This is a genomic window from Vibrio ziniensis (genome assembly GCF_011064285.1).
In the GTDB taxonomy this organism is placed as follows: Bacteria; Pseudomonadota; Gammaproteobacteria; order Enterobacterales; family Vibrionaceae; genus Vibrio; species Vibrio ziniensis.
The window spans coordinates 1040900-1056670 of sequence record NZ_CP049332.1 but is presented as its reverse complement, the minus strand read 5'-3'; the positions used below and the strand labels follow the sequence as shown (position 1 = coordinate 1056670).

At 39.4% G+C, this 15771-nt stretch carries 17 protein-coding genes; 8 read left to right on the top strand and 9 right to left on the bottom strand.

Features of this window, described 5'->3' with window-relative positions:
- Nucleotides 1-79: 79 nt before the first annotated feature.
- The 3 genes from yccS (at nt 80) to G5S32_RS19670 (ending at nt 2985) form a co-directional block, all read left to right on the top strand.
- A complete protein-coding gene (gene yccS, locus G5S32_RS19680; protein ID WP_425509212.1) occupies nt 80-2254 on the top strand; it encodes a YccS family putative transporter in 2175 nt (724 codons plus the stop codon).
- Between the two features lie 206 nt (nt 2255-2460).
- Nucleotides 2461-2622: a hypothetical protein gene (locus G5S32_RS19675; RefSeq protein WP_165313840.1), complete on the top strand. Its 162-nt coding sequence runs from the start codon at nt 2461-2463 to the stop codon at nt 2620-2622.
- A gap of 75 nt (nt 2623-2697) precedes the next feature.
- Nucleotides 2698-2985, top strand: coding sequence for a hypothetical protein (locus G5S32_RS19670; RefSeq protein WP_165313839.1), 288 nt, complete (start codon nt 2698-2700; stop codon nt 2983-2985).
- Between the two features lie 22 nt (nt 2986-3007).
- Here the strand turns inward: G5S32_RS19670 and modC are convergent, their stop codons facing one another.
- The 4 genes from modC to G5S32_RS19650 are packed head-to-tail and all read right to left on the bottom strand — an operon-like array spanning nt 3008 to nt 7067.
- Complete coding sequence (gene modC, locus G5S32_RS19665) at nt 3008-4120, bottom strand: molybdenum ABC transporter ATP-binding protein ModC (RefSeq protein WP_165313838.1); 1113 nt, start codon at nt 4118-4120, stop codon at nt 3008-3010.
- Nucleotides 4117-4821: a molybdate ABC transporter permease subunit gene (gene modB, locus G5S32_RS19660; RefSeq protein WP_165313837.1), complete on the bottom strand. Its 705-nt coding sequence runs from the start codon at nt 4819-4821 to the stop codon at nt 4117-4119. The genes modC and modB overlap by 4 nt, the downstream gene beginning before the upstream one ends.
- Entirely contained in the window at nt 4811-5584 is a 774-nt protein-coding gene (modA, locus tag G5S32_RS19655; RefSeq protein ID WP_165313836.1) for a molybdate ABC transporter substrate-binding protein, read from the bottom strand. Before modA ends, modB begins: the two co-directional genes overlap by 11 nt.
- Before the next feature lies 1 nt (nt 5585).
- Nucleotides 5586-7067, bottom strand: a complete 1482-nt coding sequence (locus G5S32_RS19650; protein WP_165313835.1) for a cobyric acid synthase — start codon at nt 7065-7067, stop codon at nt 5586-5588.
- A 206-nt stretch (nt 7068-7273) separates the two neighbouring features.
- Between G5S32_RS19650 and G5S32_RS19645 the strand changes: the two genes are divergently transcribed.
- Together G5S32_RS19645 and G5S32_RS19640 are read left to right on the top strand one after the other, a co-directional pair.
- Nucleotides 7274-7801, top strand: coding sequence for a hypothetical protein (locus G5S32_RS19645; RefSeq protein ID WP_246201131.1), 528 nt, complete (start codon nt 7274-7276; stop codon nt 7799-7801).
- Nucleotides 7802-7935: 134 nt separating this feature from the next.
- Nucleotides 7936-8604: a PilZ domain-containing protein gene (locus G5S32_RS19640; RefSeq protein WP_165313834.1), complete on the top strand. Its 669-nt coding sequence runs from the start codon at nt 7936-7938 to the stop codon at nt 8602-8604.
- Between the two features lie 18 nt (nt 8605-8622).
- Here the strand turns inward: G5S32_RS19640 and luxQ are convergent, their stop codons facing one another.
- From luxQ to G5S32_RS19615, 5 genes are all read right to left on the bottom strand, one after another.
- On the bottom strand, nt 8623-11175 hold the full coding sequence (gene luxQ / locus G5S32_RS19635) for a quorum-sensing autoinducer 2 sensor kinase/phosphatase LuxQ (RefSeq protein ID WP_343033179.1): 2553 nt from the start codon (nt 11173-11175) through the stop codon (nt 8623-8625).
- 13 nt (nt 11176-11188) lie between these two features.
- A complete protein-coding gene (locus G5S32_RS19630; RefSeq protein ID WP_165314213.1) occupies nt 11189-12277 on the bottom strand; it encodes an autoinducer 2-binding periplasmic protein LuxP in 1089 nt (362 codons plus the stop codon).
- A gap of 352 nt (nt 12278-12629) precedes the next feature.
- Entirely contained in the window at nt 12630-12923 is a 294-nt protein-coding gene (locus G5S32_RS19625) for a GIY-YIG nuclease family protein (protein WP_165313833.1), read from the bottom strand.
- Nucleotides 12923-13573, bottom strand: coding sequence for a YceH family protein (locus G5S32_RS19620; protein WP_165313832.1), 651 nt, complete (start codon nt 13571-13573; stop codon nt 12923-12925). The genes G5S32_RS19625 and G5S32_RS19620 overlap by 1 nt, the downstream gene beginning before the upstream one ends.
- Before the next feature lie 45 nt (nt 13574-13618).
- On the bottom strand, nt 13619-13816 hold the full coding sequence (locus G5S32_RS19615) for a hypothetical protein (RefSeq protein ID WP_165313831.1): 198 nt from the start codon (nt 13814-13816) through the stop codon (nt 13619-13621).
- Between the two features lie 188 nt (nt 13817-14004).
- On the opposite strand from G5S32_RS19615, the gene G5S32_RS19610 reads away from it, so the two are divergent.
- From G5S32_RS19610 to G5S32_RS19600, 3 genes are all read left to right on the top strand, one after another.
- A complete protein-coding gene (locus tag G5S32_RS19610; protein ID WP_165313830.1) occupies nt 14005-14322 on the top strand; it encodes a DUF496 family protein in 318 nt (105 codons plus the stop codon).
- Nucleotides 14323-14627: 305 nt separating this feature from the next.
- The gene (locus G5S32_RS19605) at nt 14628-15101 is read left to right on the top strand and encodes a hypothetical protein (protein WP_165313829.1); all 474 of its coding nucleotides are present in this window, start codon (nt 14628-14630) and stop codon (nt 15099-15101) included.
- Nucleotides 15102-15336: 235 nt separating this feature from the next.
- Complete coding sequence (locus G5S32_RS19600; protein WP_165313828.1) at nt 15337-15768, top strand: VOC family protein; 432 nt, start codon at nt 15337-15339, stop codon at nt 15766-15768.
- Nucleotides 15769-15771 lie beyond the last annotated feature (3 nt).

The window sequence follows — 15771 nt, the reverse complement described above, 5'->3', positions numbered from 1 at the left end:
GCAATATTTATTTAATTTGATCAAAAAGTTATCAACTCAGTCTGATACACTCAATTTTTATTTTAAACAGTGATGGATCATGGTGTATTCGTTAAAACGACTTCGCGTTCTTTGGGCTAATAAAACCATCAATTACAGTGTACTCATTTTCATTGCATTGATTGGTGTTGTTGTTCCGACTTGGCACTACAGTTTAAATACTTGGGTAACACCACTTATCCTAGGCGTTATTGCTGCAGCGCTTGCTGAGCGCGACGACAGCTTCACAGGCCGTTTAAAAGCTATCACCCTGACATTTTTCTGCTTTGCATTAGCAGCTTTCTCCATTGAACTGCTGTTTAAAACTCCCATTATTTTTGCGATTGGCCTATTTGTATCAACATTTGGCTTTATCATGCTTGGCGCTATCGGTAGCCGATATGCAAGTATTGCATTTGGTTCTTTGCTTATTGCTATCTACACCATGTTAGGGGCGCATCAAAGCATCAACATCTGGTTCCAACCACTGCTTCTATTGACAGGTACTGCATGGTATTTCTGTTTATCGATGATTTGGCATGCATTTTGGCCTCTTCAGCCTGTTCAACAAAGCCTTGCCACCGTGTTTGTACAGCTTGGAAATTATCTTGATGCTAAAGCAGAGCTGTTTCATCCCGTCGCCAATTTATTGCCACAACCTCATCGGATTACGGAAGCCAATTTAAACTCAGCAACTGTGTCAGCGTTGAACCAATGTAAAGCGGTATTTTTAACTCGCTCTAAACGAGGCCATGTGGATAGCGCGAGCGACCGTTTTCTAAACATCTATTTCCTTGCTCAGGATATTCATGAACGTGTTAGTTCTACTCACTATCGTTATCAAGAACTCGCAGGTCAGTTTGAGCGTTCAGATGTTTTATTCCGATTTAAGCATCTTCTGCAAAAACAAACACAAGCTTGTCATCAGGTAGCTCAGTCAATCCAATTGGGATTACCGTATAACCATGATAGCGATTCGATCATCGCTCTTGACGAGCTTCAGCTGTCTATCAACTATCTTCAAGAACAAAATAATAAAGAGTGGAAGGTCTCCCTTGCTCAGTTAGGGTATCTGTTCAATAACTTAGCAACGGTAGAAAAGCAGTTGTGCAATGTCAGTAACCCTGACACAACTAAACCTGAAGACAATATTCTTCAAGATACAGAAGCACATACATTGAAAACGGCATGGCTTCGAATCAAATCCAATCTGAATACCGATTCTTTATTGTTCCGCCATGCAGTACGAATGTCGCTTGCGTTAACTGCGGGTTATGGAATTATTCAAGGCTTAGGCATAGAACGTGGCTACTGGATTCTGTTAACGACATTATTTGTCTGCCAGCCGAATTTTGCCGCTACACGCCAGAAACTTAAAGCGCGGATCATCGGCACTCTTTCCGGCCTTTTAATCGGAGTGCCTCTGCTAACTCTGTTTCCTTCACTTGAAAGCCAATTGGTATTTATTGTCTTTTCAGGCGTCATGTTCTTTGCCTTCCGTATAAATAACTATGGTTATGCAACGGGCTTTATTACTGTACTCGTTCTTTTTTGTTTCAATCAACTGGGTGAAGGCTATGCCGTTGTCTTCCCTCGCCTAGCTGATACCTTAACAGGCTGTGCACTGGCAGTGTTTGCCGTTTATTTCATTCTTCCTGACTGGCAGTCAAAACGTTTGCACAAAGTGATGGCCGATGCCATAGAAGCGAACAAGCAGTATTTAGGGCAAATCATTGGCCAATATCGAATTGGTAAAAAAGACAATTTGAGTTACCGTATTGCTAGGCGTCAGGCTCATAACCAAGATGCCGCACTGGCGGCAGCTGTCAGTAACATGCTTGCTGAGCCCGGTAAATACCGTGCAGCGACAGATGAAAGCTTTCGTTTTCTTACTCTCAATCATGCGTTGTTAAGCTATACATCTACGCTAGGTGCACACCGCACTCGGATTGATGATGAAACGGTTCATCAATTAGTTTTGCAGTCACATCGAGTTATTCATCAACATTTAGATGCGCTTTATCAGCAGTTGTTTAATCATTGTACAGAAACAGAAGCTATCAACATTGATGATTCAGGCTTAAAGGAAAGACTGAGTGAATGGCGAGAAGAGGACAATAGCTCAGCTCGTTTAGTTCTTCAACAGCTTCACCTTATCTACCGAATGCTGCCAGAGCTTCATTCATTGGCCGCTAAGTTCGCTGTTCGTGTTCCTCCTAGCAAACACAATAAGTAAACATTTCTTACATAGGTGCGACGCATAAATTGGCACCAACATAAGATTTTTACAATGTCTAGCATATAACATGACAATACTCGGACATAAGCACCTGTACGAATACTAACATTAGCATCAGTCTTATCTTACAGCGTAAGGTTTAGGTACTCATGAACCACAAGACAATGGTTAAAAGTGAAAACAGATTAATGCAGGATATTAGAATGAACAGCGTTCAGTTTGATAATTACAAATCACAGCTTCAGCAGCTAACTATCCAGCAGTTGCGTGCGCTTCAAGGCGAAATTTCGCAATCTCTAGAAAGCGACCAAACTGCATTGGTTACTTCTGAAGAACTAGAACTTATTTCTAAGTTGTTTTCGTAGTAGCGCTTTTAATCCCGTTAACTTGCATAATATATGAACAAGGCATAAGCTTTTACCACTAGAAAGGAATAGCGTATGTCGATTTCATCTCTACAATCTGGTTACCCTATTGTACAGCAGTCATACAAATTGGCTGATGAAGCAGCAATAGATATTCAAGAGTCAGAGTCTGTTAAAAATGACTTTAAGAGTAGTAACGAGCTAAAATTCAACGCAATAGAAAATAAACAAGCACACCATTCCAAAAGTGACATCGAACCGATGTTGAAACTTAATCAAGCTAGTCAATACAATCGCGTCGGTGCCAGTGTTATTCAACGCGAACAAGCTATGATTGGTAGTCTGTTAGATATCCATATCTAACTTGAACAAGTTGTTACGACCCTCAAATATTCGCTATCGCAATATCACGTTGTGAAACACTCACCCCTTTAATCTGAGCATAGACTTGCATACCTTCCTTCAACTGAAGATCGTCTAGCGCCCACTTAGTAATCGTCGCCCATAAATAGCAGCCATCATTCAAATCCAGTTTTATCGAGACGCTTTTTTTGCTCTCACCATGCTGCTGGTATTCAATACTCACAACGCGCGCAGGCAAAATATTTCGAATAGACGTTTTTTCATTTTTTTCTAAAGCAATCGAAACGTCATTTGCCCTGATTTGTAGACGAACAATAGTCCCCTCTTGAGCGTCGATCTGCTGTACCCAGAATGTCAGACCTTCAACGAATCGTAACTGCGTTAGCCCATAATCTAAATTATGTTGGGAGACCGTAGCTGAAAACAGAGTACTTTGCTCGCTGAACGATTGCCAAGGCCTCATCACCTGTGATGACCATACTTCCTCAATTTTTCCTGCCGCCACAACTTGCCCTTGATCAACTACGACCAAATGATCCGCTAACCTAAGGATTTCGTTCAAGCTATGCGAAACATAAAAAATCGGTATTTTTATCTTCTTAGACAGCATTTCTAAAAAAGGCATTACTTCACGTTTCCTTGGCAAATCTAAAGATGCCAAAGGTTCATCCATTAACAATAAATCAGGTTTAGACAATAACGCACGACCAATAGCAACGCGTTGCTTCTCACCACCAGAAAGTGCGTTAGGGTAACGTGAAAGTAAAGGCTTAAGAGATAAAAGTTCTACAATAGCCTCAAAGTAACTAGAGTCTGTTTCTTTCACACCATAATTTAGATTACCTCGAACGGTATAGTGTGGAAAAAGGCGTGACTCTTGAAATACGTATCCAAGCTTACGTTTATTAACAGCGACATCGATATTCTGCGTGCTATCAAATAAATGACGACCGTTGACGATTATTACACCACATTGAGGATTCAATAAGCCACTTACTGCGTTGATAATCGACGTTTTTCCCGCACCAGAACGTCCAAAAATTGCGGTAATACCATAACTAGGTGCGGCAAAGTCAATATCCATATAGACATTTTCAAGTTGTTTCTTAAAGTTAACGACAATGTCTTGCTTCACTGACTTACTCCTAAACGACGTCTTATCCGGCGACTAACCCATTCCGAAGTGAGAAGAGATAAAAGTGCAATAACAATTGAAATGACACACAGACGTGCCGCGGCCATCTCTTCACCAGGAGTTTCCAAAAATGTGAACATAGCCAAAGGTATAGTTTGAGTTTCGGCCGGAATATTTGAAACAAAACTGATTGTCGCACCAAATTCGCCTAAGCTCCTTGCAAAAGCAAGCATCACTCCGGTGATAACACCTGGCAATGTTAATGGCAAAGTAATGGTAAAAAACACCCTAACAGACGAAGCCCCAAGGGTTTTAGCCGCTTGTTCAAGTTTAAGATCAATACTTTCTATACTTAAACGAATGGAACGAACCATCAATGGTAGTGAAACAACAATACAAGCTAAAACAGCACCACGCCAACTGAAGCTAAACGAAACGCCAAACCAGTCATATAACCAACTACCAATAACGCCACGCTTTCCCATTGAGATCAACAAGATATAACCTATGACGACTGGAGGAAGTACAAGTGGCAAATGAATAATGCTATCTAGAGTACTTTTGCCCACAAAATCTTTGCGAGCAAACAACCATCCGAGCATGATACCAATCGGAAGTAGCCACATTACGGCGTATGCGGCTACTTTCAAACTTAGCAGGAGTGCGGTTAATTCATAGTCAGTTAGATAGTCACTGAGCAAATTTTTCGTTTCCCATGTCTGTACGGAACCCGTATTTGTTTAGAATGGTTCTAGCTTCATCCGATAGCACAAAGTCTACCAGCTGTTTGCTACTTAATTTATCGTTAAGCTGAACTAATGGATAATGGATCGTCCCATGCAACGAAGGATCAAATGCAGTTACAATAGAAACTTGGTCTGTGAGTAAAGCATCCGTTTTATACACAATACCCAAAGCTGACTCACCTCGCTCAACTAATGCTAACGCATTACGCACATTGTTAGTCTGAGCTAGTTTAGCTTCAACACTTTCCCAGACCCCAAGATTTGTCAGCGCCTCTTTAGAATAAATCCCCACTGGTACCGCATCTGTATTTCCAACGGCCATTCTTGAGCCTGCCAGGACAGTGTTCCATTGCTCTTTTTGAGTTAAGTCGAATGGCTGTATATCAGCACTTACAGGTTTAATCAGAACTAGCTGATTTCCAGCAATCAGCTTTACCTTGCCCACATCGACCATTTCATTATCTATTAAGTAACTGACCCACTTCTCATTAGCAGAAAGAAAAACATCTGCCGGAGCACCACTTTCAATCTGACGGGCTAGCGATGAAGAGCCACCGAACACAGTAACAATATTCACATCATGCTGTTTCTTGTAGGCTTCTACTAAATCGCCGACAGCATTGGTCATTGAAGACGCTGCGTAGATTGTAACTGTATCTTTAGCAAAAACTGAATGACTACAAAGGAGTATTCCTAATAACGATATGTATTTCTTCATTTTATTTAACCTTGAATGCATTTTCCCATAAGGGTTCAAAATTCATATGCTCTTCTATTGCATCGGCAATTCTATTGATTGCTTTTTCTTTAGAAGCGACATGATCATATTCCTGTAACCCTTGTGCACCAGCCCAGCGACAAATTAAATTCGCTGTGTCAAATTCATCAAATATTCCATGAAGATAGGTACCAAGGATATGACCACATTCGCTCACCAAACCATCTTTAGATCCATTATCTAAAACAATAAAAGGTGCTGCACCTGAGTGTTCTGTTACTGTACTCACCCCAACATGGATTTCATATCCAGTAACTCTTGCAACGTCACCATTTAGATATACATTACCCTTCACATTTGTGAGCTGCTTTTGTGAGGTTAACGTAGTTACCATGTTTAACAACCCAAGCCCTTTTGAACTGCCTGGATTTCCTTCTACACCATCGGGATCATGTATCCAATCCCCCAACATCTGATAACCGCCACAGATACCCATAACTTTACCGCCAAGACGTATGTGACGTTGAATGTCTTTATCCCAACCTTGAGAACGCAAATACTCTAGATCTGCACATGTTGATTTGCTACCTGGCAAAATAATGAGGTCAGCATGCTGCAACTTCTCACCTTTGCCGGCATAACGTAAATCAATATCAGGATTAAGCCGCAAAGCGTCAAAGTCGGTATGGTTGCTTATACGTGTAAATACAGGGACAACGACTTTCAGCTTTGTTTGTTCAGCTTTCACTTGATTAGCCATAATTGCATCTTCCGCTTCTAGATCGAACCCATGTAAATAGGGAATCACACCTAGCACAGGTTTGCCTGTTTTCTCCTCTAGCCAATCCAGCCCAGATTGCAACAAAGCGATATCTCCACGAAAGCGATTGATAACAAATCCTTTCACTCTGGATTGTTCAGATTCAGACAGTAAGACTAACGTCCCGTATAGATGAGCAAAAACACCACCTTTGTCTATATCAGCAATAATGATTACAGGCACATCCGCAGCTTCCGCAAAGCCCATGTTTGCAATGTCATTTTCTCTAAGGTTTACTTCCGCAGGACTACCCGCACCTTCAACCACGATATAGTCATAGTCGTTCTGTAACCTGCCAAATGAATCAAGAACCGTATCCATAGCCACTTTCTTGTAGTCATGGTAGCTCTGTGCTTCCATGTTCGATAAGGCTCTACCCTGCAAAATAACTTGAGCACCAGTATCTGAATTCGGTTTTAGTAGCACTGGATTCATATGTACGCTTGCTTCTATCCCACAAGCGAGCGCCTGCACTGCTTGCGCACGACCTATCTCACCACCATCTGCCGTCACAGCACTATTGAGAGCCATATTTTGCGGTTTGAACGGCGCAACTCTGCAACCTCGTCTTGCCAACACTCGGCATATTCCTGCCACCAATACACTTTTTCCAGCATCAGAGGTCGTGCCTTGCACCATTAAAGCTTGAGTCTTTGATTTCATCTTGTGTCTTGTTTAACTTTTTTAACTTACTATATCTCAAACCATTCTAATGTACTGAATAGTAAATGGATAATACTCACGCAATATATTTACGGTAAATATAATTTAACTTTAGCTATTGCACGTAAATATCTTTCAAAACGGCCTGTAATTTGCTTAAAATCGGATTATGGTTAGTTTTTATTTCACTCAAGATGAATATTCTTATGTTAAAAAAAGCCGCAGTTTTTAGCTTTATCGCTTGCTGTTTCCTTTATCCTCAGGTGGTTAGGGCAGCAAACTTTAACTACAATTTTTTTGAAGTTAGATCTGCCGTCAGCCCAGAGACACTAGGTGGTGAAGTTAACACCACTATTAACGAAAACTCTCATTTCATCATGCGTGCGGATACCCGTTTTGATCAAGGCTGGGATGGAGCAGTTGGCATCGGATTCAACGGTCCCATAAATCAGTTTATGGATGTGTATGGGCAAATGATGCTTCATTTTGTTACCTATCCACAGGAAGAGGAAGAAGACGACATCAAAGGAATGTATGAGCTTAACGTTGGATCACGTGTATGGCTAACGAATCAGATTGAAGCTCATGTTAGAGTTGGCCGAATAGATGAAAGCAGCGTATTTATTGGAGGACTACGAATACATTCTACCGATCAGCTCTCTCTCTCAGCCGAAGCCAGAAACGCTGGTCTTTGGGGGCCTCAATTTTCGATGGGCATCCGCTTAAACTATTAAATAAGCTTTCTCAGCCGCTAATTAGAAGATGTCGTCATATTTAATTTAGGTTTAGCTAAAATTCGAAGTTTTTTGTCATATACTCACCTTGTATGTTACTAATCCAAAATTTGCGAGGCAGGGCTAAAACAAATATGTCGACATCAAGTTCCAGCAATATATCTGAACTCGATAAATACCTTCAAATAGGAATGAAACTGTCCGTCAGTTTTCAATTCGGTCCCAACGACAGCTACGATTTCACAACATCTCTTGTTGGACATAAAACCGAACAATACCTAATTATCGATCTGCCAAACAAGGCACTAGAACTCTTAGTCATGCGCAAACTGTCGAATGTTCAGACAGTTGTTAGAGGGATTTGTAGCAAGGACTTCGGCCATATTATCGCTTTTAAAACATCGACCTATCAGTCGATTAGAAGGCCATTTAATCTTCTTTTTCTCCGTCCTCCAAAACACTTTGCAACCAAAACTATTCGTGAACATGAACGTTATTCAATATCTCTACCCGCTAGTATCAATACTTTAAACAGCGAAACGTCTGGAATTATGGTTGATCTGTCCATATCTGGATGTGGCATTTTCGTTGCTGGTGAAAACGAGCTAATAACGGACACTAGAGTGGATGTTCGTTGTGAAATGATTACTACATTGCCGGATAATATTTGCTGTCACATAGTAAAAATAAGCAAGGAACCTAAAGGACATACCATTGGTATCAAGTTTGATGAAACCATTGATATGTCAGAAGAAATGCGAAAAGAAGTACTTGAGCATGCTTTCAACGCAGGTTGTATATAAAAGAGCTGACAGGATAAGCTAGCAATAGTTTTCTTTATAATGGAGCAACGCTCGATACAAGCTATCTTCTCGAATGGGTTTAACGATCACATACTCTGCACCAGCAGCCAAAAATGCTTGCTGAGTTGATTCCATACCGTCGGCAGTACAGGCAAAAACTGGCGTGCTTAGCTGCATTTCCTGTTTTAGCACTTTAGTTGCATCGACACCGTCAAGAAACGGCAGTTGATTGTCCATTAAAACAATATCATATTGTTCAGACTTTGCTTTCTCAATTGCTTGCATACCATCTTTTACCCATTCCACTTTCATCCCATATTTTTCACAGAATGCTTTAGCAATAAAGGCGTTTGTATGGTTATCTTCAACCAGTAGTACTTTCAGGGTTTTGTTAAACAAGGCAAAGCGTTTCGTTTCTTCTTGCTTAGTGGCCAAATTCGTTTTTCGCGAAACCACTTCTAGTGGTAAATAAATATTGAATTCAGTTCCTTGACCAAACTCAGAACTGACTTTGATCGTTCCGCCAAGCATTTCAACCAAGCTATGAACAATGGTCAGACCTAACCCACTACCTCCATATTCACGTGTAGTCGTTGGCTCTGCCTGCATAAAGGGTTCAAATATAATTTTAAGATCCGATTCTTTTATGCCAATACCAGTATCTTTGACTGTGACATGCAGTTGGTCTGGATCGCCATATTGTAACGATAGACGAACACTAATCATTCCTTGGCAAGTAAACTTCAGAGCGTTATTGATGATGTTATATAAGATTTGGTTTAACCGAACCTGATTACTGTTAACGACAACTGCAGCATCAATATCTGACTCTAGTTTGAATTCTAGCCCCTTATCGTCACACATTGGTTTGTATATTTGCTCAATAGCACAAACAACATTGATTAACGGAAATTCTGAATTCGCAATACGGAATTGCCCTTGCTCAATTTTCGAAAAATCCAGAATATCGTTAAGTACTGCGAGTAAGTGTTCTCCACTACTGCACAACACATTGATTTGATCTATCTGCTCCGGATTGGTAACTGAACGTTTAAGTAATTGAGATACGCCTAAAATACCATTTAACGGTGTACGTAATTCATGGCTCATTTTAGCTAAAAAGTCTGCTCGAACTCTTGCTGACTCTTCGGCTTCTTTTCTTGCTATACGGCTTTGCTTTTCCGCTTCGGCAAAGCTCGTAACGTCCTGACCTTGTGTGATAATAGATTCAATTTTGTTTTCAATAACAATTGGTGAAATACTCCAACGGAATACTTTCTTATCAATTTCAGTCATGACTTCTTTCGAAATATCACCTGTTGCTGCGGTTTGAATATCTGGCACTAATTGCTTTTCTAACGCTCTAAATAATCTCTTACTTTCGCCTTTTGAACCTATGAACTCTTTTTGAGCCGCGGGATTCATTCGAATGATGTACCCATCAGTAGACCATAAAATAATGGGGGTAAGAGAGAAGTTAAATAGGTCTTCAAACTGCTTCTCTTGTTCAGCTAAGCGCTGGAAGGTGTTTTCTAATGTACGCCCAAAATGATCAAATTCATAAATAGCAGAACCAGGGAAAAAGTATTCTTTTCCTTGTACCGCAACTTTGTGGGTATAAGACATTAGCTGATCAATTTCACGCTTAATGTTTCTATGCAGCCACCAGCGAGTCACGATAGTTACAGCTAACAATGCAATTAATGCGAAGACAATCCAAAAATAATAACTGTCTCTTAGCTTAAGTGCATTCTGGTTACTCTGTACCGAAAATACCGAAAGATAGGTAGGAACCCCTTCTACTTCTAACATGTTTTTACTGACAATATTTTTATCGTCTAAAGACTCACCCGCAACGCTATGAATAATGTCATGCGTGGTATAGAGCTCATTGCCATTAAGAGTTGAAGCTAGAACGTTATCGTCAACCGCTAACACTAGATTCTGCGCATTACTATTATCTTTAATAGTTTCAATAAGTGCGTAATTATCATTAAGTACTATCGACACATAAAGGAAACCAAGAACTTCCCCTGTGGCTGGATCAACAATTGAAGAACGTCTGACTAATAGATAAGTAGGACCAAGTTGGGATGGGCTTTTAATCAGATGCCAATTACTACTAATTGAGACACGACGAACAATTTTTCCAAGTTCTTTAGTTTCAATCCCATAAAACTGAGAATTGCCATCATCCCATAGCATATCTTTTTGACTCGTTATAAAACGAATGTCAGGCGTATTTGAAAGTTCAAGTTGATCTACCGTTAAAAAATACTGGTCGAGTTCTACTTCTTTTCCACTATGAATAGCTTGGACTAACGTTGAGTTTTTCGCACTACTATCTTGGTGTATCTGCAATGTCGCCAAGCGAAAATCAAAAAGACTCTGAATTAGACTGGAAGTCTGTTTTGAAGTTCTAACCACTTCCTGTGAGATCAAACGACTACTAATTTGGTAGCTCTGAAACAACACCATAATGATCAAAGTACCAAGAGCAACAACAATCGCATGGCTAATAAATGATGCAATTTTTTTCTTCGGCTTTATTGAATGGATACTTCTGACCACTAATTAGTTCCTATTAATTGTCTGAATAGCGAAAAGCGCGTTGTTTTAGCTTTTCTATCGATTCTTGGGAATCATCTCGAGTTACAAGTTCCAGATCCCCTGAATAAACAAGTGGCACCGGCTTTTTCTCGATATCCCACTTGATAGCTTCAGCCATCGCGATACCCGTATCATCATTCATACGCATTATAGTCAGGTTAAGATCACCTTTAGCGATTGCATCAAGCTCGGCGGATCCACCACCCCAACCATTAATCTCAATATCCTGCCGATTTAATTCTTTAAGTGCTTTGGCTGCGCCCAATGCAACATCCGTTGAACAGGCATAAATAAATTTAATGTCGGGATCTTTTTCTACAATATTTAAGGTAGCTTCATAGCCACTTTGTTCGGTCGTTTTTGTATAGAATGAAGAAGAAAGTTTGTAACTATTGCTTTCATCCATTACTTGAATAAAGCTATTTCCTCGAGCATCGCTGATATAGCCCTCAGAAAAATACAATACCGAATACTTGCTTTGTTCAGGAATGTGCTGTTTGTAATACTCCGCAATTTGGTGAGCGCCTAACTCGTGGTCAAAACCTACATACATCATAGGCTGACGCCCTTCCCAACCTTGGACTGGCGTTGTGATATTCTGCAAAATGAGTTTAGTTTGCGAAGAGTTCAATACGTGTTCAATAAACTTTCTATGTCGTGTTGTGTCTAGTGTAAAAATTAAATAACCCGTATTGTTTTTAATCGCTTCCATAAGAGACAAACTTTGCTGCCTCATATCCACGTTGGGTCGAGTGAACACTTGGTTTAGCTGATATTTAATACCTAACTCTTCCATTCGTCTTTCAAAAGCTTTGATATTACGAACCCAATAATCTGAGATTTGCTGGCCTGGGTATACAACTGAGATTGTGACGGGCTTTTCTTGAACAACGGATACCGAAACAGGTTTGTTACGAACAGTTTCTGACAATAAATTAGTTAATTCATTTTCAACTGGGTTGATACTTAAAAATTCTTTATAGTGCCAATAACCATCTAAAACTTGAGCCGAAGAAGCTGGTACTGCACTAAAAATAAGAGATAGCAATAATGCTTTTTTCATTTTATTCGCACTGATGTTATACGCTAGAAATTCATTAATCACTCAAAAAGCCCTACGATTCCAACATCGACTTGTGTATTAAGAAAGCTATCGGCCTTGTATCAATCAATTGATGCAAAACACCAAACGCATTCGGTGATGTCACGAGCTAAGAGTTAATCAGCCGATTGAGTCTATAAGGATTATTATGCATATATTCCACAATTGGTAGTACTGCTCTCCAATATTCCGATTAGGTATTTTAGATTGCTGAGTTATTGTGCAACTTCCTCTAAAGTGCGTCTTAGTTCGAACCTATAAGTAATGCAGTTTAATCTCTGAAATTAGCGATTACCGCCATAGATGTGTAGAACTACAGGTAAAGATCTATGTATGAGGGGTTGATAACCAGCTGTTCTTTCTTAGCTTTTGGCAGGCGTTTAATAATGCATTCCAAACGTAAGGCATCACCTTTATTAGAACCCACTTGGTATGACCACACGAGCTCTAGTGGTGATTTTCCTCTAAGAGCCTTGGCACCTGTACCAGAACAATGCTGTTTAAAGCGGCGCTCAACACTTGTAGTAATGCCACAGTAAAGGGAATTCTGTGGTGTGCGCACAAAATACACCCACCACAATTTTTCTGTATTACCTGAAGTTGTCATTACATGAGCTTTTCTAGCATAGCTCTTAAATCTGCAACTTCTTGTCGGAGTTCGGCAACTTCCGCCTCAAGAATATCCATTTTGCTCGTGGAATAATTACCTGCTGAAGAGATTTCCGTAGCCAAAGCTTCTAAGTCCACTTCTCCTGAAAACAGATGCTGATAACGTGACTCACGCTTGCCTGGTTCTCTCGGTAACTTCACTACAAGTGCGCCAGACTCTCTTGATGATAAGCGCTCTAATACCGCTTCAGTTTCTTTAACATCGTTAAATGTGCATAAACGATTGGTGCGAGTTCTTAACTCTCCAGGTGTTTGTGGACCTCGTAACAACAAACAACAAACAATCCCAAGTTCTTTTTCATTCAATTTTAAATCGCCAAACTCGGTATTACAGAATCTGTGTTGGAATTTGCTCGCTCGGCTATTAAAACCACTTTCATCACTAACTAAACGGCGAGAAATCAATTCTGAAACTACATCTTGAACCTCAGCATCGCTAAGCGACAGTACGGGTTCGCGATTACTTTTCTGGTTAACGGCAGCAGTTAAACTATTTAGGGTTAGCGGATAATAATCTGGCGTCGTCACTTCCTTTTCAATCAAACAGCCAATAACTCGTGCTTCTAAAGGGCTCAATTCTATATTCATTTTAATTTTCCTTTTATTGTGAAATGACATCGCCTTTTTAACAGTTTAGTGCTCCAGAATCATCGCAAATTTCAAAATCTTGCCATTCTCGTCCATGATAACGATTTTTGAACGGTTCAGTTCTATATCAACATGCTCCATAACCTTACGTTCTCGAAGGTAGGCTTGGCGAAGTTTAACGTTGTGGTGGTCTTCAACTGGTGCTGCATCGAGTTTAGAAACAACAATTTCAGAGGGCTGCATGATCATTTCAATACTTAGAATTTAACTGGGCACATCATATAGCGCTTGTAACATGAAGTACAATCAAGCAAAGACTCAACTGGCGAATAATTAGACAAGTTGCTGTAAGGTTTGATCTTAAGTCTGTTATGAGTTGCAACGATGTGCTTTAATCACTACTAGTTGCATTCAGATAGGAAAAGGGACCTATGAACAGCGTATTTGAAATCGTGAGCTTGGCTCGTCGTAAAAACAAACTAAAGCGTGAACTAATCGATAACGAGAAAAAAGTTCGTGATAACCGCAAACGTGTTGACCTATTAGAAAACTTGCTTGATTACATCAAGCCAGAAATGACTCAAGAAGAGATCATGACTATCGTTAAAAACATGAAAGCGGATTACGAAGATCGAGTAGATGACCACATCATCAAAAGTGCAGAAATCTCAAAAGAACGCCGTGACATTAGCCGCCGTATTATCGAATTAACTGAACAAGACAAGCAAGCATACCAACCGAAGAAATAAGGTTAAAAAGTTTTGTCTAAGACCCGTCTTCTGGCGGGTTTTTTATTTCTAAAAATCCACTGATTACAACGAATTCTTCAATATTCTACATATCTCCGATTAACGATAAACATTAAAACTTTCATGAGCATTAATGAACAAAGAGTAAGTGTCCTATGAATTGGCTCGCACTTAGAGATGTGATCGCTAGACACTGCTTATAGCTATCTGATTTATTAAAAGTGATAACAGTTCATCACAATACTATATAGACAATGTTAAACATATTAATTATTTATCTTTAGTTATATTATCAGGAGAAAATCATGGAATGTAAAATAGGAAAAATCAGTCATGATGAAATAAAACTCGTAATTAAAATCACTGAAGATTCTATCAATAAAATAACTGAAAGTACGGAGAAATTTAGATTTGAGTTGAAAGAATATGAAGCAGAGCTTAGCTATTTGGATTCCGTATTAAGGTATCGAAGCAGTCTTACCTGTCGTACTGAAATATGTGAACAGATAATAATGGATGAATTTCAAGACATTAGCGAATACTCGAAAAATGTTCTGAGCCGTTTATCTGTTGATGATATATCAATAAGAATCAATTATATAGAGCAACAAAAGAATCTCATTAATCATAAATTAACCCAGTATCAAAAGCTCAATGCAGCACTTATAACTGACATAAAACTTTTAAAAGAAATAGATATGCTTCATTCAGATATTGAGTTACCTAAAATGGTTTCTAATTACAGAAAAATCAGAAATTTCCTTCAAAGACTTATCTAACCACCAAAACATTAGTCAATACTATTATCTTAAATATTTACATAGTAAAATTTCACATATTAGTTTCCTTAATGATCATTTGCAAAATGGTCCCCTTCAACTTTCATTATTTCTTTCCCCAATATAGCCGTATACGATTTATTGTAGAACTATCCTCATTTTACCAATTAATAGTTGAATTAAATATCATATCAAGTAGTCTTCATCCGATTTAGTATGTATATGGGCAGTTATAATGAAACAAAACATTGTTCACATTGCGTTAGTAGTACGAGATTACGATGAAGCCATAGATTTCTATGTGAATAAACTCCATTTTGAGCTCATTGAAGACACTTATCAGCCTGAGCAAGATAAACGCTGGGTTGTAGTTGCACCGCCCAATTCCCATGGTGTGACTTTACTATTAGCCAAAGCCTCAAAACCTGAGCAAGACAACTTTATCGGGAACCAAGCGGGCGGCAGGGTTTTCTTATTTCTGAATACTGATGATTTTTGGAGAGACTACGAACGCATGAAGTCCATTGGAATTAAATTCGTTCGAGATCCACAAGAACAAGAGTATGGCACTGTCGCTGTATTTGAGGACCTGTACGGTAATCTATGGGATTTACTGCAATTAAATCCAGATCACCCTATCGCCCAAAGACAATCCCCTAAAAATTAATGA

Bases quoted from the DNA above. Each gene is read 5' to 3' on its own strand.
- G5S32_RS19670 (WP_165313839.1), top strand. From the start codon at position 2,698: ATGTCGATTTCATCTCTACAATCTGGTTACCCTATTGTACAGCAGTCA.
- G5S32_RS19645 (WP_246201131.1), top strand. From the start codon at position 7,274: ATGTTAAAAAAAGCCGCAGTTTTTAGCTTTATCGCTTGCTGTTTCCTT.
- G5S32_RS19610 (WP_165313830.1), top strand. From the start codon at position 14,005: ATGAACAGCGTATTTGAAATCGTGAGCTTGGCTCGTCGTAAAAACAAA.
- G5S32_RS19640 (WP_165313834.1), top strand. From the start codon at position 7,936: ATGTCGACATCAAGTTCCAGCAATATATCTGAACTCGATAAATACCTT.
- G5S32_RS19620 (WP_165313832.1), bottom strand. From the start codon at position 13,573: ATGAATATAGAATTGAGCCCTTTAGAAGCACGAGTTATTGGCTGTTTG.
- G5S32_RS19605 (WP_165313829.1), top strand. From the start codon at position 14,628: ATGGAATGTAAAATAGGAAAAATCAGTCATGATGAAATAAAACTCGTA.
- yccS (WP_425509212.1), top strand. From the start codon at position 80: ATGGTGTATTCGTTAAAACGACTTCGCGTTCTTTGGGCTAATAAAACC.
- G5S32_RS19630 (WP_165314213.1), bottom strand. From the start codon at position 12,277: ATGAAAAAAGCATTATTGCTATCTCTTATTTTTAGTGCAGTACCAGCT.
- G5S32_RS19625 (WP_165313833.1), bottom strand. From the start codon at position 12,923: ATGACAACTTCAGGTAATACAGAAAAATTGTGGTGGGTGTATTTTGTG.
- G5S32_RS19650 (WP_165313835.1), bottom strand. From the start codon at position 7,067: ATGAAATCAAAGACTCAAGCTTTAATGGTGCAAGGCACGACCTCTGAT.
- modA (WP_165313836.1), bottom strand. From the start codon at position 5,584: ATGAAGAAATACATATCGTTATTAGGAATACTCCTTTGTAGTCATTCA.
- G5S32_RS19675 (WP_165313840.1), top strand. From the start codon at position 2,461: ATGAACAGCGTTCAGTTTGATAATTACAAATCACAGCTTCAGCAGCTA.
- G5S32_RS19615 (WP_165313831.1), bottom strand. From the start codon at position 13,816: ATGCAGCCCTCTGAAATTGTTGTTTCTAAACTCGATGCAGCACCAGTT.
- G5S32_RS19600 (WP_165313828.1), top strand. From the start codon at position 15,337: ATGAAACAAAACATTGTTCACATTGCGTTAGTAGTACGAGATTACGAT.